At 70.1% G+C, this 20,173-nt stretch carries 21 protein-coding genes, 1 tRNA gene and 1 pseudogene; 15 read left to right on the top strand and 8 right to left on the bottom strand.

Features of this window, described 5'->3' with window-relative positions; all coding sequences use genetic code 11:
* Positions 1–41: 41 nt before the first annotated feature.
* A complete protein-coding gene (locus ACFO6S_RS06630; RefSeq protein WP_378416094.1) occupies positions 42–1,436 on the top strand; it encodes a sigma 54-interacting transcriptional regulator in 1,395 nt (464 codons plus the stop codon).
* Positions 1,436–3,382 (top strand): VWA domain-containing protein, encoded by a 1,947-nt coding sequence (locus tag ACFO6S_RS06625; protein WP_378415294.1) that lies wholly within the window; start codon positions 1,436–1,438, stop codon positions 3,380–3,382. Before ACFO6S_RS06630 ends, ACFO6S_RS06625 begins: the two co-directional genes overlap by 1 nt.
* A 6-nt stretch (positions 3,383–3,388) precedes the next feature.
* Here the strand turns inward: ACFO6S_RS06625 and ACFO6S_RS06620 are convergent, their stop codons facing one another.
* The 4 genes and pseudogenes from ACFO6S_RS06620 to ACFO6S_RS06605 all read right to left on the bottom strand — a co-directional run.
* Positions 3,389–4,126, bottom strand: a complete 738-nt coding sequence (locus tag ACFO6S_RS06620; RefSeq protein ID WP_378415292.1) for a lysophospholipid acyltransferase family protein — start codon at positions 4,124–4,126, stop codon at positions 3,389–3,391.
* A 72-nt stretch (positions 4,127–4,198) separates the two neighbouring features.
* Positions 4,199–5,125: an AEC family transporter gene (locus tag ACFO6S_RS06615; RefSeq protein WP_378415291.1), complete on the bottom strand. Its 927-nt coding sequence runs from the start codon at positions 5,123–5,125 to the stop codon at positions 4,199–4,201.
* 108 nt (positions 5,126–5,233) lie between these two features.
* A complete protein-coding gene (gene rpsR / locus ACFO6S_RS06610; RefSeq protein ID WP_072842868.1) occupies positions 5,234–5,491 on the bottom strand; it encodes a 30S ribosomal protein S18 in 258 nt (85 codons plus the stop codon).
* A 36-nt stretch (positions 5,492–5,527) separates the two neighbouring features.
* Positions 5,528–5,838 (bottom strand): annotated as a pseudogene (locus ACFO6S_RS06605) (uS14 family ribosomal protein); the annotation flags it as partial.
* Here ACFO6S_RS06605 and ACFO6S_RS06600 point away from each other — a divergent pair.
* From ACFO6S_RS06600 to ACFO6S_RS06575, 6 genes are all read left to right on the top strand, one after another.
* Positions 5,735–6,346 carry a trimeric intracellular cation channel family protein gene (locus ACFO6S_RS06600; RefSeq protein WP_378415290.1) on the top strand — a complete coding sequence of 204 codons (612 nt, stop codon included), beginning with the start codon at positions 5,735–5,737 and terminating at the stop codon, positions 6,344–6,346. The pseudogene ACFO6S_RS06605 and the gene ACFO6S_RS06600 sit on opposite strands and share 104 nt — an antisense overlap.
* Positions 6,347–6,398: 52 nt before the next feature.
* Positions 6,399–7,091, top strand: a complete 693-nt coding sequence (locus ACFO6S_RS06595) for a response regulator transcription factor (protein WP_378415287.1) — start codon at positions 6,399–6,401, stop codon at positions 7,089–7,091.
* A gap of 47 nt (positions 7,092–7,138) precedes the next feature.
* Complete coding sequence (locus ACFO6S_RS06590; RefSeq protein WP_378416091.1) at positions 7,139–8,530, top strand: ATP-binding protein; 1,392 nt, start codon at positions 7,139–7,141, stop codon at positions 8,528–8,530.
* 140 nt (positions 8,531–8,670) lie between these two features.
* A complete protein-coding gene (locus ACFO6S_RS06585) occupies positions 8,671–10,110 on the top strand; it encodes a S1C family serine protease (RefSeq protein WP_378415286.1) in 1,440 nt (479 codons plus the stop codon).
* Between the two features lie 53 nt (positions 10,111–10,163).
* Complete coding sequence (locus tag ACFO6S_RS06580) at positions 10,164–10,661, top strand: MogA/MoaB family molybdenum cofactor biosynthesis protein (RefSeq protein ID WP_378415284.1); 498 nt, start codon at positions 10,164–10,166, stop codon at positions 10,659–10,661.
* Positions 10,662–10,664: 3 nt separating this feature from the next.
* Positions 10,665–10,862: a hypothetical protein gene (locus ACFO6S_RS06575; protein ID WP_378416089.1), complete on the top strand. Its 198-nt coding sequence runs from the start codon at positions 10,665–10,667 to the stop codon at positions 10,860–10,862.
* Positions 10,863–10,953: 91 nt separating this feature from the next.
* Here ACFO6S_RS06575 and mscL read toward each other — a convergent pair whose 3' ends face one another.
* The 4 genes from mscL to ACFO6S_RS06555 all read right to left on the bottom strand — a co-directional run bounded on the left by mscL (position 10,954) and on the right by ACFO6S_RS06555 (position 13,205).
* Positions 10,954–11,346 carry a large conductance mechanosensitive channel protein MscL gene (gene mscL, locus ACFO6S_RS06570; protein WP_378415282.1) on the bottom strand — a complete coding sequence of 131 codons (393 nt, stop codon included), beginning with the start codon at positions 11,344–11,346 and terminating at the stop codon, positions 10,954–10,956.
* A gap of 100 nt (positions 11,347–11,446) precedes the next feature.
* The gene (locus tag ACFO6S_RS06565) at positions 11,447–12,118 is read right to left on the bottom strand and encodes an SAF domain-containing protein (protein WP_378415280.1); all 672 of its coding nucleotides are present in this window, start codon (positions 12,116–12,118) and stop codon (positions 11,447–11,449) included.
* Between the two features lie 87 nt (positions 12,119–12,205).
* A complete protein-coding gene (locus ACFO6S_RS06560) occupies positions 12,206–12,496 on the bottom strand; it encodes an FmdB family zinc ribbon protein (protein ID WP_378415278.1) in 291 nt (96 codons plus the stop codon).
* A 121-nt stretch (positions 12,497–12,617) separates the two neighbouring features.
* Entirely contained in the window at positions 12,618–13,205 is a 588-nt protein-coding gene (locus ACFO6S_RS06555) for a 5-formyltetrahydrofolate cyclo-ligase (protein ID WP_378415276.1), read from the bottom strand.
* An 88-nt stretch (positions 13,206–13,293) separates the two neighbouring features.
* Here ACFO6S_RS06555 and ACFO6S_RS06550 point away from each other — a divergent pair, with 88 nt between their 5' ends.
* The 7 genes from ACFO6S_RS06550 to ACFO6S_RS06520 all read left to right on the top strand — a co-directional run.
* The gene (locus ACFO6S_RS06550; protein ID WP_378415275.1) at positions 13,294–14,214 is read left to right on the top strand and encodes a UTP--glucose-1-phosphate uridylyltransferase; all 921 of its coding nucleotides are present in this window, start codon (positions 13,294–13,296) and stop codon (positions 14,212–14,214) included.
* A 23-nt stretch (positions 14,215–14,237) separates the two neighbouring features.
* Entirely contained in the window at positions 14,238–15,497 is a 1,260-nt protein-coding gene (gene glp, locus ACFO6S_RS06545; protein ID WP_378415273.1) for a molybdotransferase-like divisome protein Glp, read from the top strand.
* 17 nt (positions 15,498–15,514) lie between these two features.
* Positions 15,515–16,159, top strand: a complete 645-nt coding sequence (locus ACFO6S_RS06540) for a GNAT family N-acetyltransferase (RefSeq protein ID WP_378416088.1) — start codon at positions 15,515–15,517, stop codon at positions 16,157–16,159.
* 194 nt (positions 16,160–16,353) lie between these two features.
* Entirely contained in the window at positions 16,354–17,154 is an 801-nt protein-coding gene (gene sepX / locus ACFO6S_RS06535) for a divisome protein SepX/GlpR (protein ID WP_378415271.1), read from the top strand.
* Positions 17,155–17,156: 2 nt separating this feature from the next.
* Entirely contained in the window at positions 17,157–17,882 is a 726-nt protein-coding gene (locus ACFO6S_RS06530) for a phosphoglycerate mutase family protein (RefSeq protein ID WP_378415269.1), read from the top strand.
* 156 nt (positions 17,883–18,038) lie between these two features.
* Positions 18,039–18,114: transfer RNA gene (locus ACFO6S_RS06525), tRNA-Ala, on the top strand.
* A gap of 307 nt (positions 18,115–18,421) precedes the next feature.
* The coding region (locus ACFO6S_RS06520) for an Ig-like domain-containing protein (RefSeq protein ID WP_378415267.1) at positions 18,422–20,173 on the top strand (1,752 nt) is incomplete at its 3' end.

Raw genomic sequence — 20,173 nt, 5'->3', positions numbered from 1 at the left:
TGAAGAGGGTGACTGCCTCGAACCCCGCCCCTCACACCACGATCGCCGCCGCGCCCACGTCGCCGCCTGCCCCGCGCACCCTGGGCGAGCTGCGCGCGTCGGGACACGTCGCCCGCCCGGTCAAGGACGAGATCCGGGAGAACCTGCTGGCGGCGCTGCGCGACGGCCGCGACCCCTGGCCGGGGATCGTCGGCTTCGGGGACACGGTGCTGCCGCAGCTGGAGCGGGCGCTGATCGCCGGCCACGACGTGGTGCTGCTCGGCGAGCGCGGCCAGGGCAAGACCAGGCTGCTGCGGACGCTGCCGCTGCTGCTCGACGAGTGGACGCCGGTGATCGCCGGGTCCGAGCTCGGCGAGCACCCGTACGAGCCGATCACCCCCGCGTCGATCCGGCGGGCCGCCGAGATGGGCGACGAGCTGCCGGTCGTCTGGCGGCACCGCGACGAGCGGTACTCGGAGAAGCTCGCCACCCCGGACACCTCGGTGGCGGACCTGGTCGGCGACGTGGACCCGGTCAAGGTCGCCGAGGGCCGCAGCCTCGGCGATCCCGAGACCATCCACTTCGGGCTGGTGCCGCGCGCGCACCGCGGCATCGTCGCGGTCAACGAGCTGCCCGACCTGGCCGAACGGATCCAGGTGTCGCTGCTGAACGTGATGGAGGAGCGCGACATCCAGGTCCGCGGCTACACGCTGCGACTGCCGCTGGACGTGCTGCTGGTGGCCAGCGCGAACCCCGAGGACTACACGAACCGCGGCCGGATCATCACCCCGCTCAAGGACCGCTTCGGCGCCGAGATCCGCACCCACTACCCGAACGCGCTCGACGACGAGATCGCGGTCGTCGAGCAGGAGGCTCAGCTGCGGGCGGAGGTGCCCGGGCACCTGCTCGAGATCCTCGCGCGCTTCACCCGGCTGCTGCGGGAGTCGCCGTCGGTGGACCAGCGGTCCGGGGTGTCGGCACGGTTCGCGGTGGCCGCCGCGGAGACCGTCAGTGCCGCGGCGGTGCACCGGGGGGCGGTGCTCGGCGAGGCCGACCCTACCGCGCGGCCGGTGGACCTGGGCACCCTGATCGAGGTGCTGCGGGGCAAGATCGAGTTCGAGTCGGGGGAGGAGGGCCGCGAGCTCGAGGTGCTCGAGCACCTGCTGCGCCGGGCCACCGCGGACACGGTGCGCGAGCGGCTCGGCGGCCTGGACCTGGCCCCGTTGGTGGCGGCCGTCGAGTCGGGCGGCCCGGTGGTCACCGGTGCCCGGGTCACCGCGAAGGACCTGCTCGGCGAGCTGCCCGAGCTCGAGGTGTTCGACCAGCTGGCCGCCCGGCTCGGCGCGCAGACCGCCGGCGCCCGGGCGGCCGCCGTGGAACTGGCGCTCGAGGGCCTGTACCTGGCCCGGCGGATCGCCAAGGACCCGGACGACGACGGGCAGCTGGTGTACAGCTGATGGACCAGCGTTACGGCCCGTACCACGGCGGCCCGGATCCGCTGGCGCCGCCGGTGGACCTGCGCGAGGCGCTGGACGCGATCGGCAACGACGTGCTGGAGGGGTCGTCCCCTCGCCGGGCGCTGCGCGAACTGCTGCGCCGGGGCAGCAGGAACATGCGCGGGCTCGACGAGCTCGCCGCGCAGGCACAGCGGCGCCGACGGGAGTTGTTGGAACAGGGCAATCTCGGCGGCACCCTGGCGGAGGTGCGCGAGCTGCTCGACCGCGCGGTCCTGGCCGAGCGCAAGGAACTGGCCCGCGCGCTCGACGACGACGCCCGGTTCTCCGAGCTGCAGCTCGACGAGGTGTCGCCGTCCACCGCGCAGGCCGTCCGCGAGCTGTCTGAGTACACCTGGCGCAGCCCCGAGGCGGCGGCGGACTACGACAAGATCCGGGACCTGCTGGGGCGGGAGCTGCTCGACCAGCGTTTCGCCGGGATGAAGCAGGCGCTCGAGAACGCCACCGACGAGGACCGCAGGCGCGTCGACGAGATGCTCTCGGACCTGAACGACCTGCTGGACAAGCACTCTCGCGGCGAGGACAGTCAGCGGGACTTCGACGAGTTCATGAAGCGGCACGGCGACTTCTTCCCCGAGAATCCCCGCAACACCGAGGAACTCCTGGACTCGCTGGCCGCCCGGGCGGCGGCCGCGCAACGGCTGCGGAACTCGCTGACCGACGAGCAGCGCGCCGAGTTGGATGCGTTGGCACAGCAGGCTTTCGGCAGCCCGAGCCTGATGGGGCAGCTGGACAGGCTGGACGCGAACCTGCGGGCGGCGCGGCCCGGAGAGGACTGGGGCGGGGGTCAGCGCTTCCGCGGGGACGACGGCATGGGGCTGGGTGAGGGCACCGGCGCGCTGGCGGACATTGCCGAACTCGAACAACTGGCACAACAACTCTCGCAGGAGTACGCGGGCGCCCAGCTCGACGACATCGACCCGGATGCGTTGCTGCGTCAGCTCGGCGAGGAGGCCGCCGCAGACGCCCGGACCCTCGCCGACCTCGAACGCGCGCTGCAGCAGCAGGGCTTCCTCGACCGCGGCGCCGACGGCCAGTGGCGGCTGTCCCCGAAGGCGATGCGCCAGCTCGGCCAGTCGGCGTTGCGCGATGTCGCCGGGCGCCTCTCTGGCCGCCGCGGCGAGCGCGACACCCAACGGGCCGGCGCGACGGGGGAGCCGACGGGGGCGAGCCGGGAGTGGGAGTTCGGGGACACCGAGCCGTGGGACGTCACCCGGACCGTCACCAACGCGGTGCTGCGCGAGTCGGCGTCGGGGCGGTCCCGGCTGCCGGTCCGCCTGCAGGTCTCCGACGTGGAGGTCGCCGAGACCGAGCAGCGGGTGCACGCGGCGGTCGCGCTGCTCGTGGACACGTCCTTCTCGATGGTGATGGACGGCCGGTGGGTGCCGATGAAGCGCACCGCCCTGGCTCTCAACCACCTGATCACCACCCGGTTCCGCGGCGACGACCTGCAACTGATCGGGTTCGGACGCCTCGCCCGCCAGCTCACCCCGTCCGAGTTGGCCGGCCTGGACGGGGCGTGGGACCAGGGCACCAACCTGCACCACGCGCTGCTGCTCGCAGGCAGGCACCTGCGCCGCAACCCGAACGCCCAGCCGGTGGTGCTGATCGTCACCGACGGGGAGCCGACCGCGCACCTCGAGCCGGACGGCCACGCCTTCTTCGACTACCCGCCGCACCCCAAGACGCTGGGGCTGACCGTCCGCGAACTCGACAACGTGGCCCGGCTCGGCGCCCAGGTGACGATCTTCCGGCTCGGAGACGACCCCGGCCTGGCCCGGGTGGTGGACCGGATGGCGCACCGCGTCGGTGGCCGGGTGGTCGCGCCGGACCTGGACGGTCTCGGTGCGGCGGTCGTCAGCGACTACATGCGACTGCGACGCCGGTAGGGGGAGTCAGTACCGCCGCCGCGCCTCGTCCACCGCGCCCTGCAGGTGCTGCTGGACGGTCCGGGCGATCTCCATCGGCTTGGCCGGGAGATCGGTCACCGGGTGCCCGACGTGGACGCTCGCGGACTTCACGGTCGCGGCGTCGGGCCCGTAGCTGATGCCCAGGTGCAGGAGCGCGGGCGTCGCACCGAGTTTCCCGGCGCGCGAGGTGATGTGGCCGATCCCGCTGTTGACGTGCTGGACGCGGGCGGGATCCTCCGTGTTGCAGGTGCCCTCCGGGAAGATCGCCAGGCTGTCCCCGCGGCGGACCCGTTCGGCGGAGATCTCCATCATGCGTCGGCCGGCGTCGGCGACCGCGCGCAGCCCGTGGTTCTTGCTCCGGAAGACGGGGATGCCGCCCATCAGGTCGATGCGCCGGCGCAGCCTCGGATCGCGGAACAGTTCGTCCTTCGCCAGCACCCGGGTCCGGCCGATCACCGACCGCAGCGGTGTCTGCCAGGCGGTCGCCGCCAGGATGTACTGGTCGCTGTCGGTGAGGTGGTTGGCCGCGATGATCAGGCTGGTGCCGTCGGAGAGCAGTGCCCGGATCGACTCCACCGCTCCCGGGGCGAAGCTGACCCGCGGGCGGTACCGGGCGCTGAGTGCGGCGTATGCCAGCTTCGCGAGCGGGCGGTTCTGCCGGTGTTCCAGGTAGAAGTCGTAGACGCCCTGCTGGTCGTCGAGCGCAACGTCGGGCCTGAGCATGTCGTCCCCATTTCGTACCGTGGATCTGCCTGACCTACGGTACCGTAACCTACGGTTGCGTAGGTTGTGGCGTCAGGCCAGCGCCCATGCGACGAACCCGATGGCGGGGATCGATGCCAGCGTCGTGACCAACGCGGCGTCGCGCGCCAGCACCGTGCCCCGCTGGTACCGGCTGGCGTAGACGAACACGTTCTGTGCGGTCGGCAGCGTCGACACCACGACCACCGCGAACAGTTCGTGGCCGTCCAGGCCGAGCAGGAACCGTCCCATCAGGTACGCCAGCACGGGCTGGATCAGGATCTTGAGCGCCGAGGCGAGCGCGATCTCGCGGCGTGGGCTGGTCCCGCGTTGGAGTACCCGCACGCCGTAGAGGGAGATCCCGAACGCCAGCAGGGCGCCCGGTACGGATGCCCCGCCGATGATCCGGAACGGCTGGACCAGAGCCTCCGGCAGGGTCCAGCCGGACAGCGAGACGGCCAGCCCGGCGGCGCCGGCCAGCACGATGGGGTTCTTGAACGGGGTGGTGACGGTCTCGACGAGCGAGGCTCCACGGCGGGTGGTGGTGAGGTCGAGGACGGTCAGCGCGATCGGGGAGTACACCACGATCTGGAACAGCAGCAGTGGCGCCACGAAGGACGCGTCGCCGAGGACGAACACCGCGATCGGGATGCCGAGGTTCGCCGAGTTGACGTACGAGGAGGCCAGCGCGCCGATGGTCGCCTCGGGCAGGGGGCGGCGCATGGCCCGGAGCGCGATCGCAAGGTAGATGCCGCCGACCGCGAAGGCGGTCGCGGCGGCGACGGCCAGGGTGGGGGAGAAGATCACCGACAGGTCGGCGGTGGCCAGGGTGTCGAACAGCAGGGCGGGGGTGGCGACGAAGAACACCAGCCGACTGAGCACGAACTCGCCGTGTTCGCCGAGCACCCGGGCCCGGCCGAGGTAGTACCCGATCGCGATGACCACGAAGATCACGGTGAAGCCCGCGAACACACCCGACACCCGCGAACCTCCTAGAGAACAACCCATCGGATTCTAGTGGTTGTCGGGAAACGACGAAGGCCGCGCAGTCCGTGAGGACTGCGCGGCCTTTGCCTGGAACTTGGCTGACTACCGGCTGGTGAAGGGCAGCAGCGCCATCTCACGGGCGTTCTTCACCGCGACGGCAACCTGACGCTGCTGCTGCGGGGTCAGGCCGGTGACGCGACGGCTGCGGATCTTGCCGCGGTCGGAGATGAACGTGCGGAGCAGGTTCACGTCCTTGTAGTCGACGTGCTCGATCTTCGCCGCGAAGAGCGGGTTCTTCTTGGGCTTGCGACCCGCGTCAGCGCCGCGGGGCTTCTTGGACGGGGCTCTCTTGACTGCCATTGCTTCCCTTACCGATCGAGTGTTACCAGCTGGACTGCGGACGCCGGACAGTTCCCCACGATGGGATGTCCCGCGTACGCGCACGCGGAACAGGCCCGAAAAATTCGCAGGTGACCTCGCGGACGTCCGTCCGCAGCGTCACGATTTCGCAATCCTACCGGACTCGCGCCGCGTGGCTGACGCTGCAGTGCGGACGCCGGTGGTGACCCGGTGTCCGGCACCACTGCGTGGCACCCTGGAGCGGTGCTGCTGGACGTGGTCGAACTGGTCGGACTGGTGGCCTTCGCCGCCTCCGGTGCGCTGGTCGCGGTCAGCAAGCGTCTGGACCTGTTCGGGGTGTGCCTGATCGGGGTGATCACCGCGATCGGCGGCGGCGTGATCCGGGATGTGCTGCTCGGCATCGTCCCGCCGACGTCGCTGAACACCTGGAAGTTCCTGACCGTCGCGTCGCTCACCTCCCTGCTGGTGTTCTTCCTGCACTCGGCCGTGCGGCGGTTGCGGCGCGAGATCCTGGTCCTCGACGCGATCGGCATGGGCCTGTTCGCCAGCAGCGGTGCCGCCGTCGCCCTCTCGGTCGGTGCCAGCGGGCAGGCCGCCTGCCTGATCGGCGCGACCACCGCGATCGGAGGCGGCCTGCTCCGGGACGTGCTCGTCAACGAGATGCCGTTGCTGCTGCACCGCGACCTCTACGCAATACCGGCGCTGATCGGGTCGGCGGTGGTGGTGGCGTGCTCGACGCTGGGGCTGTCCGTCGACGTCGGGCTGGTGCTGGGCACAACGCTGGCCGCCGCGATCCGGTTGCTCGCGCTGTGGCGGCACTGGCAGTTGCCGGGACCGCGGCTGGTGCAGGATTGAACGACACGGCTCAGCGACCTCTCAGCCATATCTCAGTTCATAGGTTCAAACTATGAGCATGCGCATACTGGTGGTCGACGACGACCGAGCCGTGCGGGAGTCCCTGCGTCGATCCCTCACCTTCAACGGGTACACCGCCGAGATGGCGGTCGACGGACTCGACGCGCTGGAGAAGATCGCCGCCTCACGACCGGACGCCGTCGTCCTGGACGTCATGATGCCGCGGCTGGACGGACTCGAGGTGTGCAGGCGGCTGCGCAGCGCGGGCGACGACCTGCCGATCCTGGTGCTCACCGCCCGCGACTCGGTCTCGGAGCGGGTGGCCGGACTCGACGCGGGTGCCGACGACTACCTGCCCAAGCCCTTCGCCCTGGAGGAGTTGCTGGCCCGGCTTCGCGCGCTGCTGCGCCGGGCGGTGCCCGAGGTCGGTGAGGACTCGGAGGCGATGACGTTCGAGGACCTGACCCTCGACCCGGTGACCCGAGAGGTGACTCGCGGTGGCCGCTCGATCAGCCTGACCCGCACCGAGTTCTCGTTGCTCGAGATGCTGATGGCGAACCCGCGCCGGGTACTGACCCGCAGTCGCATCCTGGAGGAGGTCTGGGGGTACGACTTCCCGACCTCCGGAAACGCGCTCGAGGTGTACGTGGGGTACCTGCGCCGCAAGACCGAGGCGGCTGGTGAGTCCCGGCTGCTGCACACCGTCCGCGGCGTCGGCTACGTGCTTCGCGAGACGCCGCCGTGACGGCCGCGCCCTCCTCCGGTCCCGTCCCGGTGGTCGCGCCGGAACCCATGCGCCCGCCGATGCAGCTGACCCGATCGGTGTCGCTGCGCTGGCGGGTCACGCTGCTGGCCGCCTCCGTGGTGGCAATTGCGGTGGCGGTCATGGCGATTGCCGCCTATGCGGTGGTCGCGCGGGCGCTGTACGCGGACGTCGACTCGCAACTGCGGGATCGCTCGGCCTCGCTGATCGACAACAACCTCGACGCCTTCGACTTCCGTCAGATCTCGGTGGCCACCGTCTACTCGCAGGACATCAGCGTGGCCCTGATCTTCCCGGACATGACCGTGTACATGCCGGCCGGGTCGAACACGCCGATCGGTGACGCCGAGATGGCCGTCGCGCGGGGCGAACACACCTCGTCGCTGCGCACCATCGGTGGGCAGCGGGTGCTGACGCAGAAGACGAACATCGGCAGCACGCTGGTGATCGCGCAGCGGCTGGCGCCGACCGAGAAGGTGCTCGACCGGCTGGCGTGGGTGCTGTTCTTCGTCGGTGGTGTGGGCGTGGTGCTGGCGGCCGGCGCGGGAATGGCGGTGGGACGCACCGGGTTGCGTCCGATCGCCCGGCTCACCGAGGCCACCGAGCGGGTGGCGCGCACCGACGACCTCACCCCGATCCCGGTGACCGGCAACGACGAACTGGCTCGACTGACGGTCTCGTTCAACATGATGCTGCGCGCGCTCGCGGAGTCACGGGACCGGCAGACGCGACTCGTCGCGGACGCCGGGCACGAGCTGCGGACGCCGCTGACCTCGTTGCGCACCAACATGGAGCTACTCATCGCGTCCGGCCGTCCCGGTGCCCCGCGCATCCCGGACGAGGACATGGCGGAACTGCGCACCGACGTGATCGCGCAGATCGAGGAGCTCTCCACCCTCGTCGGGGACCTGGTGGACCTGGCTCGGGAGGATGCTCCGGAGACGGTGCACGAGCGGGTCGACCTGTGCGACACCGTCGAGCGCTCGCTCGAGCGGGTCCGCAGGCGCCGCAACGAGGTGGACTTCGAGGCGGAGACCACCCCGTGGTTCGTGTACGGCGACGGCGCGGGTCTGGCGCGCGCGGTGCTCAACGTGCTCGACAACGCCGCGAAGTGGAGTCCGCCGGGACAGGCGGTCCGGGTGCGGATGCGTCAGCTCGACGACGGCCACCTCGCGCTGACCGTCGCCGACGCGGGGCCCGGGATCCCCGTGGAGGACCGGCAGCTGGTGTTCGAGCGGTTCTACCGTTCGACCGATGCGCGGTCCATGCCGGGATCCGGACTGGGCCTGGCGATCGTCCGGCAGATGATCGTCAAGCACGGGGGCACGGTGGAGATCGGTGAGTCCGACCGTGGCGGTGCGCTGGTTACCATCGTGCTACCGGGTACGGCCGACTTCGAGCCGGGCGTCGACGGGTGCTGACGGTGCCGGGCGAAAACTAGGGAAACTGACAGGCCGATCTCAGTCGCCTCTCAGGCCGTCGGTGTTGGCTGGAGGACAACGAGATCGAATCGCAGTCGCGCCTCACGAGGGAGCGGCAGGGGAGAACGGAAGACGACAGAATGAGCGACGACCGCAACAGCGAGCACAACCAGGGCCAGGATTCCGACTGGTCCCCGCAGCCGTCCCATCAGGACCCCAACCAGCCGACCGTGCAGCAGCCCGCCGCGCAGCAGCCGACCGTGCAGCAGCCCGCCGCGCAGCAGCCGCAATACCCGGGTTACCCCCAGCAGGGCTACGGTCAGCCCGCCTACGGCGCCTACCAGCAGCAGGGCTACCGGCCCACCGAGCAGTTCCCCACCGCAGGCAGCACCACCGCGATGGGCGCCTCCCACGCCGGTTCCGTCCCGAACGCGGCACCGACGTCCGTCGGCACCCCCGGCCCGGCCAAGCCGAAGTCCGGACGGTCCGCGCTCGTTGCCGGCGCCATCGCGCTGGCGCTGGTCAGCGGCGGCATCGGCGGCGCCGTCGGTGCCATGTCGACGCAGAACGACAACGGCGGTGCTGGGGTGACCAACGCGCTCGACCAGGTGCGGACCAACGCCACCCCGACCGCGAACGCACCGGCAGGCTCGGTGCAGTCGGTCGCGTCCAAGGTGCTGCCGAGCGTGGTGCAGATCCAGGTCGTCGGTGCCCGCGCCGAGGGCGAGGGATCCGGTGTCGTGCTCTCCTCGGACGGGCTGATCCTGACCAACAACCACGTCATCGCCGGCGCCGGGCCGGACGGCAAGCTGACCGTCGCGTTCTCCGACGGCACCCGCGCGACCGCCAAGCTGGTCGGCACCGACCCCACCTCGGACGTCGCCGTGATCAAGGCGGAAGGCAAGACCGACCTGACCCCGGTCGAGTTGGGCAACTCGGCGGGCCTGCAGGTCGGCCAGTCGGTGGTGGCGATCGGTTCGCCGCTCGGCCTGGCCGGGACCGTCACCAGCGGCATTGTCTCGGCCCTCAACCGTCCGGTGTCCACCAGCGGCGAGTCCGGCAACCAGAACACGGTCATCGACGCCATCCAGACGGACGCGGCGATCAACCCGGGCAACTCCGGCGGCGCGCTGGTCGACATGGAGGGCAAGCTGATCGGCATCAACACCGCGATTGCCTCCCTCGGCGGCGCCGCGACCGGCGAGACGGCCGGGTCGATCGGACTGGGCTTCGCGATCCCGGTGGACCAGGCCCGACGCATTGCCGACGAGCTGACCACGACCGGCAAGGCCACCCAGGCGATCGTCGGCGTCACGGTGTCCTCGCGGGACGCCACGCAGGGCGCCGGCGTCCAGGACGTCACCCCGGGCGGCCCCGCCGACAAGGCCGGGATCCCGAAGGGCGTGGTGATCACCAAGGTCGACGACCGGGTCATCGACAGCGGCGATGCGTTGATCGCGGCGATTCGCTCGCACGCGCCGGGCGAGAAGGTGTCGATCACCTACACCGACGCCAACGGCGGCAACGAGAAGACCGTCGAGGCCACCCTCGGCACCGCGCCGACCCAGGGCGGCCGCTGATGAATTACCGCCAGGGCGGGTACCGGAACCCGCCGGGCACTACCGTAGGGATCATGGAAATCGAATCCTCGCTGTCCGGCCGCGCGCTCGTGGTGATTGTCGACGACCGAACCGCACACGGCGACGGTGTCGACGCAACCGGGCCGCTGGTCACCGAGCTCCTCACCGAGGCGGGCTTCCTCGTCGACGCGACGATCGCGGTCGCCGCGGACGAGGTCGAGATCCGTAACGCGCTGAACACCGCGGTGATCGGCGGCGTCGACCTGGTCATCTCGGTCGGTGGCACCGGCGTCTCGCCGCGGGACGTGACGCCCGACGCGACCGCCGCGGTCCTGGACCGGGAGATCCCGGGAATCGGCGAGGCGCTGCGGGCGTCCGGGTTGGCGGCAGGCGCGATCGACGCGGGCCTGTCCCGCGGACTGGTCGGGGTCTCCGGCAGCACCCTGGTGGTGAACCTGGCCTCCTCGAGGGCGGCCCTGCGCGACGGGATGGCCACGCTCACCCCGCTCGCCGGTCACGTGATCGGCCAACTCTCCTGGATCGAGGAGTAGGTCATCAGCGACAAGGCCGAACAGTCGCCCCCCGGTACGGCGCATGCCGGCAAGGGCCCGGTCGACCGCGCCCGGCTGGAGCGGATCTTCGGGGACGTGCTGCCGGATCTGACCCGTGACGAGCGCGCGGACGGGCCGGATCCCCGGGACGGCTCGGCCGACGAGTGGCTGCGCAGTCAGGTGCCTCCGCATCACGGGTGACAAAACCGGGTGCCCCTGCCCGCCAGTGGCTGTGACATGAAACTGGGCCCGTACCGAATTCGGTACGGGCCCAGTGTCGTGCCGGCGGTTGTCAGCTGGGCTGCCGGTCCGCCTCGCCCGCGAGCAGGTCCCGGATCTCGGTGAGCAGGTCGACGTCGGTCAGGGCCGCCTCCTCCGCGACGGTGAACCGCTTCTTGGCGTGGGTGTACGGCACGATCAGGATGAAGTACACGACGGCCGCGATGATCACGAAGTTGATCGCGGCGGTGAGCACCGCGCCGATGTTGACGAAGGTCTCGGGGTTGTCGGTGATCTGGAACCCGAAGCCCATCTCGTTCGCGCCGCCGAACGACGCGATGAGCGGGTCCACGATGTTCGAGGTGAACGCCGTAACGATGGCGGTGAACGCCGCGCCGACCACGACTGCGACCGCGAGGTCGAGCACGTTCCCGCGGAGCAGGAAGTCCTTGAAGCCCTTGAGCATGTGTTTCTCCGATTTCGTTTTCGACTGCAGGATCTGCCTGAGTGGGTGTTTCCCACGCTAGGTATTCGGGGGACGGGAGCGAAGGAGGACACGCGGTGGATCAGTGGAATGTGACCGTGAGCGCGTCGGACAGCGATGCCGCCGCCACCGCGGCGGCCGTGTCCGCGGGCAACGCCAGCAGCACCACCCGTTCCCGGACGGTGCGACCGGAATCCTGGGGGGAGACCAGGACGACGGCGGCGTCGGTGGCCAGCACCCGGGCGTCCGGCGACCGGTCGCCGGCCAGGGCGAGCACGTCCACCCGATCGCCCTCGCGCAGCAGGTCGGTGACCTCCGGGTCGGCGAGGCGGATGGGGACGACCCGGGCGTCGGGCACTCCGGCGGCGGCGCCCGCCAGCCGTGGACCGAGTACGCGGACGTCGGTGAGCGGTTCGCCGGCGCGCGCAGGCCCGGCCAGCGTGCGGCCGGTTGCCTCGTCGATTCGACGGACTACGCCGTTCGGCACCGCGTCGGTGCGTAGCGGGGTCAGCCTCAGGTCCTCGGGGCGCAGCACCGCGCCGGGCGCCAGGTCCCGGGCGGCGGTGACTACCGGTACCGTGTCGCCGTCCCGGTCGCCCCGGACCAGGAGGACCGCCGCGAGTGCGGTGAGTGCGGCGGCGGTCACCCGCCGGGCCAGGGTGACGCGCGCCCGGCCGGGCCGGGTCAGCGCGGTGAGCCGGTCGGACAGGGTGGGGCTCAGCGATGCGCGGGGGCTCTCGGTGGCGCGGTCCATGGACTCACGCTACGGGCGGCGACGTCGCGGAATGCGCCGCCGAACCCCTCCTGTGGACGAAACTCGGTGGCTGTGGAAAACCGGGAACTAGCTGGCTGCGGCTGCGGTCGGGGCGGCTGCGGGGGCGGCGGCCGGCTTGGATTCCGACTTGGTCGCCGAGGCGTCCGACTTGGCGGCGGGCTCGCTCGCGGTGCTGGAGCCGCCGCGGCTGTCGGTGCGGTAGAAGCCGCTGCCCTTGAACACGATGCCCACCGAGTTGAAGAGCTTGCGCAGCTTGCCGGAGCATTCCGAGCACACCGTCAGGCTGTCCTCGGTGAAGGACTGGACGATGTCGAACCGGTTGCTGCACTCGGTGCAGGCATAGGAGTAGGTAGGCACTGAAGGTTCCTCCGCAACGGGGTACACAGGCCCGAGGTAGTGCTACCGCGGGCATTGGCACTTTACAGTCAGGAGTGCCAACGCCACTAGTCAGCTGCCTATTCCATCACAGTCGCCGGGGTCAGGACGGGCGCCCGAGTTGCTGCAGCCCGCCGCCCGGGGTGAGCGCCCAGCCCATCCGGACGTCGTGGGGGTCCTCGGGCAGGACGTCGACAAGCTCGGTGTCGCGCACCACCGCGACCAGCTTGGCGTTCGGGCCCGCGAGGGACAGGGTTCGGTCGTAGAACCCGGCGCCGCGCCCGAGTCGGACACCCCGTCGGTCCACGGCCAGAGCAGGCACCAGGACCACCGCGGCGTCCGCCACCGCCCGCGGGGGCAGGTGTGGCGGGGCCGGCTCGCGCAACCCGAAACGCGCCGGTACCAGTGTCTCCAGCGATTCGAAGGTGGCCCAGTGCAGGGGCCCGGGCTCCCGGGCGACGGGCAGCAGCACCCGCACGCCCGCGGCGCGCAGTGACACCAGCAGCTCCGTCGAGCCCGGTTCGGTGCCGACCGGGACGAAGGCGCAGACGGTGCCCGACCCGGCCAGGGCCAGGGCCGTCTCGGTCACCGCCAGGGCCTCGGCCGCGCGGACGACGGCGTCGACCGCCCGGCGCTCGGCGAGGATCCGTTCGCGCCATTCGTTCTTGGTGCGGTGCTGCGGTGCGGTCACCGGTCGTACCTCGGTGCCCGGGTCAGTCGACTCATGACTGACAACCCTAGGATCTCGTGCGCACGTACCGGATAGATAGGGTGTGGACATGACAGAGGCTGGGACCAACAAGAATAGGCAGTTCCGCACGGCGGTAGTGCCGGCGGCAGGCCTGGGGACCAGGTTCCTGCCCGCAACCAAGACGGTCCCGAAGGAGCTGCTCCCGGTCGTGGACACGCCGGGTATCGAGCTGGTCGCGGGCGAGGCCGCGGACTCGGGCGCATCGCGCCTGGTCATCATCACCTCGGAGGGCAAGGACGGCGTCGTCGCGCACTTCGTCGAGGACCTGGTGCTCGAGAGCAAGCTGATGGCGAGCGGCAAGTCCCACCTGCTCGAGAAGGTGCGCAAGGCGCAGGGTCTGCTCGAGGTCGAGTCGGTGGTGCAGGACGAGCCGCTCGGACTCGGTCATGCGGTGTCCTGCGTCGAGTCCGTGCTCGACGACGACGAGGACGCGATCGCCGTGCTCCTGCCGGACGACCTGGTGATGCCGCGTGGCGTGCTCGACGTGATGGCCCGGGTGCGCGCCAAGCGAGGCGGCAGCGTGCTGTGCGCCATCGACGTGCCCAAGGACCAGGTCAGTGCGTACGGCGTCTTCGAGGTCGAGGAGGTCCCCGACGCGGTCAACCCCGACGTGCTGCGGGTGACCGGGATGGTCGAGAAGCCGAAGGTCGAGGACGCCCCGTCCACCTTCGCCGCGGCCGGCCGCTACCTCCTGGACCGGGCGATCTTCGACGCGTTGCGCAGGATCAGCCCCGGGCAGGGCGGCGAGCTGCAGCTGACCGACGCGATCGCGTTGCTCATCTCGGAGGGGCACCCCGTGCACGTGGTGGTGCACCGCGGTTCGAGACACGACCTCGGAAATCCCGGAGGTTACCTGCGCGCTGCGGTTGACTTTGCGCTGGACAGCGAAGAGTACGGGCCGTCGTTGCGCGAGTGGCTCGAACAGAGATTGCGGCAGACGGGACAGTAGTGGGGTCGGTAGGCAGTGACTACATGCGGTCGGTCGAGGAGCAGCAGACCCGGGTGACGGCCGCTGCGGTCGCGCCACGGCCCGTGCGCGTAGCCATCTCCGAGGCGCAGGGGTTGCTCTGCGCGGAGGAGGTGGTCACCGAGCGGCCGCTCCCGGGATTCGACCAGGCCGCGATCGACGGCTACGCGGTGCGCGGCGTCGACGTCGCGACCGCGGGCACCGACCTCCGTGGCGAGGACGGCGAGCCAGTCGAGCTCACCCTGCCGGTGGTCGGCGAGGTGTCGGCCGGATCGCGTCAGCCGACGCGGCTGCAGCCCCGGCAGGCCGTCCGGGTCGACACCGGCGCGCCGATGCCCACCCTCGCGGACGCGGTGCTGCCGCTCGACCGCACCGACGGCGGACGCCATCGCGTCAAGGTGCTGGCGCCGGTGCGTTCCGGCGACTACGTCCGCAGGATCGGTGACGACGTCCAGCCCGGCGACGTCGCGGTCCGGGCGGGCACGATCATCGGCGCGGCCCAGGTCGGGCTGCTGGCGGCGGTCGGACGCGACAAGGTGCTGGTGCATCCGCGTCCCCGGCTGTCGGTGATCTCGGTCGGCGGCGAGCTGGTCGACGTCGACCGCACCCCCGGGCCCGGCCAGGTCTACGACGTGAACTCCTATGCGCTGGCCGCCGCCGCCCGCGACGCAGGCGCCGACGTGAATCGCGTCGGCATCGCCGGTACCGATCCCGGGCGGCTGCGCGAGGTGGTCGAGGGGCAGCTGATCCGCTCCGAGATCGTCGTCATCGCCGGCGCGGTCGGCGGGGGAGCCTCGGACCAGGTCCGCGCGGCCCTGAGCGAACTCGGCGACCTCGAGGTCGGGCGAGTGGCGATGCACCCGGGGTCGGTTCAGGGCTTCGGTCAGCTCGGCCGCGACGAGGTGCCGACCTTCCTGCTGCCGTCGAACCCGGTCAGTGCGCTGGTGGTGTTCGAGGTGATGGTGCGGCCGCTGATCCGGATCGCCCTCGGCCGTCGGCAGCCGATGCGCCGGATCGTCAACGCCCGGACCGTCTCGCCGATCACGTCGATCGCCAATCGCAAGGGATTCCTGCGCGGGCAGCTGATGCGGGACGAGTCCACCGGCGAGTACCTGGTGCAGGCGCTCGGCGGTGCGCCGGGCGCGTCCTCGCACCTCTTGGCCACCCTCGCCGAGGCGAACTGCCTCGTGCTGATCGACCCCGACACCACCGAGATCAAGACCGGGGACGAAGTCGAAGTGGCCTTCCTCGCACAACGGGGCTGACGGGCGTGGCGACACCGATGCGGCGGTACTCCGCCCATCCGGGCTGGCCGATGGAGCTCGGCCCACTGCGGGTGGGTGCAGGCGTGGTGACGGTGCGGCCGATCCGGCTGCGTGACGCCGCCGCCTGGAGCCGGATCCGGACCAGGGACGAGGACCACCTGCGGCCGTGGGAGCCGACCGGTGAGGGTCGCTGGGCGGACCGGCATCACATCGGGAACTGGCCGGGCCTGTGCTCGTCGTTGCGCGCCGAGGCGCGCAAGGGCCGGATGCTGCCGATGGTGATCGAACTCGACGGCAAGTTCTGCGGCCAGATCTCGATCGGAAACGTCATCCGAGGGGCGCTGCGGTCGGCCTGGATCGGTTACTGGGTGACCAGGGAGGTCGGCGGGCGTGGCGTCGCGACCGCGGCGCTCGCGCTCGCGCTGGACCATGCCTTCGGTCCGGTCGGACTGCACCGCGTCGAGGCCACCGTGCGGCCGGAGAACGAGGCCAGCCGGGCCGTGCTCCACAACGTCGGTTTCCGCGAGGAGGGCGTGCTGCGGCGCTACCTCGACGTGGACCACGACTGGCGTGATCACCTGCTCGTCGCGATGACCGTCGAGGAGGTCGAGGGCACGGTCGCGGACCGGCTGGTCAGGGCGGGCAAGGCGTCCTGGGGGTGAGCCTGGTTCGACCCGGCCGCCATCTGGCTAACTTTCCGCTACCCGGTGTGCGAGCGTGCGGCAGTAGTGACTAATGTGACAAGAGAGGAAATTGGGTCGGCGCGTCTACGGGGAACTTTGCGTCGGAACCTCTAGCCTGAAATGACCGACTGGGTCAAAAGTGCTGGTAGATGACTTGGAGGGAGGTCGCCGGTATGCCGAGTTCGTTTGTGTGGATTGCGCTGGTCGTGATGTGGCTCTTCGTGCTGCTGCCCATGCAGGTAACGCGTCGCCCCCGGATCCGGCAGACCACGGACGTGGCACTCGCGACGCGGGTGCTTGACCGCGACCAACTCGCTCGCCAGCACAAGCGTGGCCCCGCGGCCGGACATCGGAGCGACCCGAACTGGGTCAGTGACCCCAACCGCCCCATGGACGCGGAGGACTGGATGGACGCCCACACCGAAACCGACGCCACTCCTGACGAGCGGTACCGAGATGAGCGGTACGGCCCCGACTCGGGACACGACGTCGACGAGTCGGAGGATCCTCGCGGGTTCGTGCCCCAGCGTCGTGGGCGCGGGGGATTCGACCCCGAGGCCGACGCCCTCGCCCGTGCCGTCCGGTACTCGTTCCGTCAGCGCGCCCTGCTGTTCCTGATCCTCGCCACGATCATGACCGCGGCGATGGGGGTCGTCGTCTCGTCGATGATGTGGTGGGTCGCCGTGACCCTGTTCGCCGGCACCGTCGGGTACCTGGCCTACCTGCGTCGGCAGGTGCAGATCGAACAGGAGATCCGGCGTCGGCGCACCGCCCGGCTCGGCAGGTCCCGGCTCGGCGTCGAGTCGCGCGAGGACGAGGAGCTGCGACTGATCCCGGAGCGGCTGCGGCGCCCGGGTGCCGTCGTGCTTGAGATCGACGACGGCGACCCGGTCTTCGACCACCTCGACTACTACGACATGGACGAGCGCGAGGAGTATGCGCGCGAGGAGATGCGCAGAGTCGCTGGGGAGTAGCCGTGGACGCATCCGACGCCGCGCCCGAGCGGATCGTGCTGCTGCGGCACGGAGAGTCGGAGGCGAACGTCGATCCCTCGATCTACGAGCGGGTGCCGGACTACCGGATTCCGCTCACCGCGCGCGGCGTCGATCAGGCGCGCGAGGCCGGCGAGCGCCTGCGTGAGCAGTTCGGCGGCCGTCCCGTCTGCGTCTACGTCTCGCCCTACCTTCGCGCCCACCAGACTCTCGCGGCGCTCGGCATCGACGACCTGATCGAGCGGCGGATCGAGGAACCGCGACTGCGCGAACAGGACTGGGCCAACTACCAGGACTCGCGTGAGATCGCCCGGCAGACCGCGCTGCGCGACACCTACGGTCACTTCTTCTACCGGTTTGCCGAGGGTGAGTCCGGCGCGGACGTGTTCGACCGGGTGAGCACGTTCCTGGAGACGCTGTACCGGCACCTTTCCAAGCCCGAGTACCCGCCGAACACGCTCGTGGTCACCCACGGGCTGACCATGCGGCTGTTCTGCATGCGCTGGTTCCACTGGTCGGTGGAGTACTTCGAGTCGCTGGAGAATCCGGGCAACGCGCAGACCCGGTCGCTGGTCCGTCAGCCCGGCGGCAAGTTCGAGCTCGAGCAGGAGTTCGCGCAGTGGCGGGCGACCCCGCAGGGGCAGACCATCCTGCACACCACCGCCACCGCCACCGCCATCCCGTCCGTCGCCCCGTCCGTCATCGAATGAACGGAAGCGTTCATTCGATCTGATCGAATGAACGTGCCGTTCACTCGGCGCTCGCAGTGCCGGCGGGAGCCTCGGAAACCGTGGTTGACCGGCCGATTTTTTTCTTGGCCGGGGCTCCTGCTACAGTTGCCGAGCGCTCTTACGGGAGCGTGGTTAGGGGCTGTGGCGCAGTTGGTAGCGCGCTTCGTTCGCATCGAAGAGGTCAGGGGTTCGATTCCCCTCAGCTCCACCAAATTTCAGATCATCGGGACGCCATCCGCGCTGCGGGTGGCGTCTTTTTTTGTTTGCGCACCGGGGCGGAATGTTAGCGAACGTACAGGTCGGGGGCATTTGTGCTGCGGTGTCGGCAATCGCCGGTGATTTGCCGATCAATCGTCCAGCTTGTGCGCGAAAGCACCATTGAACGTTCAAAGATGTGCTCTACTCCAGATCGACTCGACGCATGTGGCCACCATCTCGCTGCAACTGCGTGCGTCGACGAGAACTGACGGGGAGCGGGGCGGCGGTCAGCTGCCCCGCTTCGTTGTGGAGAGGAAACCATGTCTGTAGGAAACACCCGCCGGGTGATCGGTGGTGTGAGCGCATTCGCCGTGGCGGCGGGGTTCGCGGTCACCGCCGGCGTCGGAATGGCGGATGCCGCTCCCGGGTCGGTGAACTGGTCTGACGGCAGCAGCAAGTACACCCGCACCATCAGCAACGTGACGCCGGCCGAGGGCGAGATCATCACGTCTTCGACGAAGTTCATGCGCACCGTCACCAACGAGACCATCCAGTCGATCAACGACTACCACCCGACGTGCTTGACCTACGTGGACGGCTCGGCCAAGGTCGACGGCACGCCGAAGGCCCCCGAGACTGTGGCCGCGGACTTCGCGCGGATCTCGGGCAGCTGGAAGATCAACGCCGTCCTCAACCCGACGTCGGTTACGTTCGACTTCTCCTACAAGGTCGGCCCGGGCTGCGACCGGGATGTCGCGCTGCAGACCTGGATGAACTACACCGGAAACCTCGGCGCGGGCAACTACCCGAACAAGGGCCCGACGGTCACGGTGAGCAAGAACGTCTCGACGACGGCGTTGGCGGCGGTGCCCGGCGGCGTGAAGGTGGGCCAGTCGGTGCCGCTGAGCGCGACGGTGACCGGCGGCGTCGACGGCAACATCGTCGAGTTCTACGACGGCACGACCAAGGTCGGCCAGGGCCCACTGGCAGCCGGCAAGGCGGCGCTCGCATGGACGCCTGCGGCCGCGGGTGGTCACAGCCTGACGGCGAAGTTCCTGGGGACTACGAAGGCCAACGAGTCGGTCTCGGCGGCGCAGAACGTGCCGGTGTCCCCGGCGGACGTCGTGACCCAGACCGCGGTGACGGGTCCGGCCTCCGCGGTTGCGGGTACGGACGTCACTCTCGGCGTGCAGGTTTCGCCGGTTCCGAGTGGTGGCACGGTGCAGTTCAAGGACGGCGCTGACAACCTCGGTGGCCCGGTCACCCTCGATGCCCAGGGCAAGGGCTCCATTACGAAGCAGTTCTCGTCGGGTGCTCGCAGCATCACCGCGGTGTACTCGGGACATGCTGAGTTCCAGCCGTCGACTTCGGGTGCACTCAACATTCCGGTGACCCCGGCGAACGTCACCACGACGACGTCGGTGACGGGTCCGGCCTCCGCGGTTGCGGGTACGGATGTCACTCTCGGCGTTCAGGTTTCGCCGGTTCCGGTCGGTGGCACGGTGCAGTTCAAGGACGGCGCTGACAACCTCGGTGGCCCGGTCACCCTCGATGCCCAGGGCAAGGGCTCCATCACGCAGAAGTTCGTCGCGGGTGATCGTCAGGTCACCGCGGTGTACTCGGGCGCCGGTGAGTTCCTGACGTCGACCTCGGCGGCGCATGCGGTTGCGGTGTCGCCGGCGGATGTTGCGACGACCACGGTGGTGACGGGTCCGGTTTCGGCTGTTGCCGGTGCGGATGTCACGTTGAACGTGAATGTGTCGCCGGTTCCGTCGGGCGGCGCCGTCCAGTTCAAGAACGGCACGGCAGATCTCGGTTCTCCGGTGACCCTGGATGCTCAGGGCAACGGTTCGGTCACTCAGAAGTTCGCGGCCGCGGGTGCACAGAGCATCACGGCCGTGTACTCCGGTGCGGGTGAGTTCCTGACCTCGACCTCGGCGGCGCATGCGGTTGCGGTGTCGCCGGCGGATGTCGCGACGACCACGGTGGTGACGGGTCCGGTTTCGGCGGTTGCGGGTGCGGATGTCACGTTGAATGTGCAGGTTTCGCCGGTTCCGGCTGGTGGAACGGTG

The sequence above is a fragment of the Rhodococcus kronopolitis genome (genome assembly GCF_042654025.1).
GTDB lineage: Bacteria > Actinomycetota > Actinomycetes > Mycobacteriales > Mycobacteriaceae > Rhodococcus_G > Rhodococcus_G kronopolitis.
This window is presented reverse-complemented; position numbering and strand designations above follow the sequence as displayed.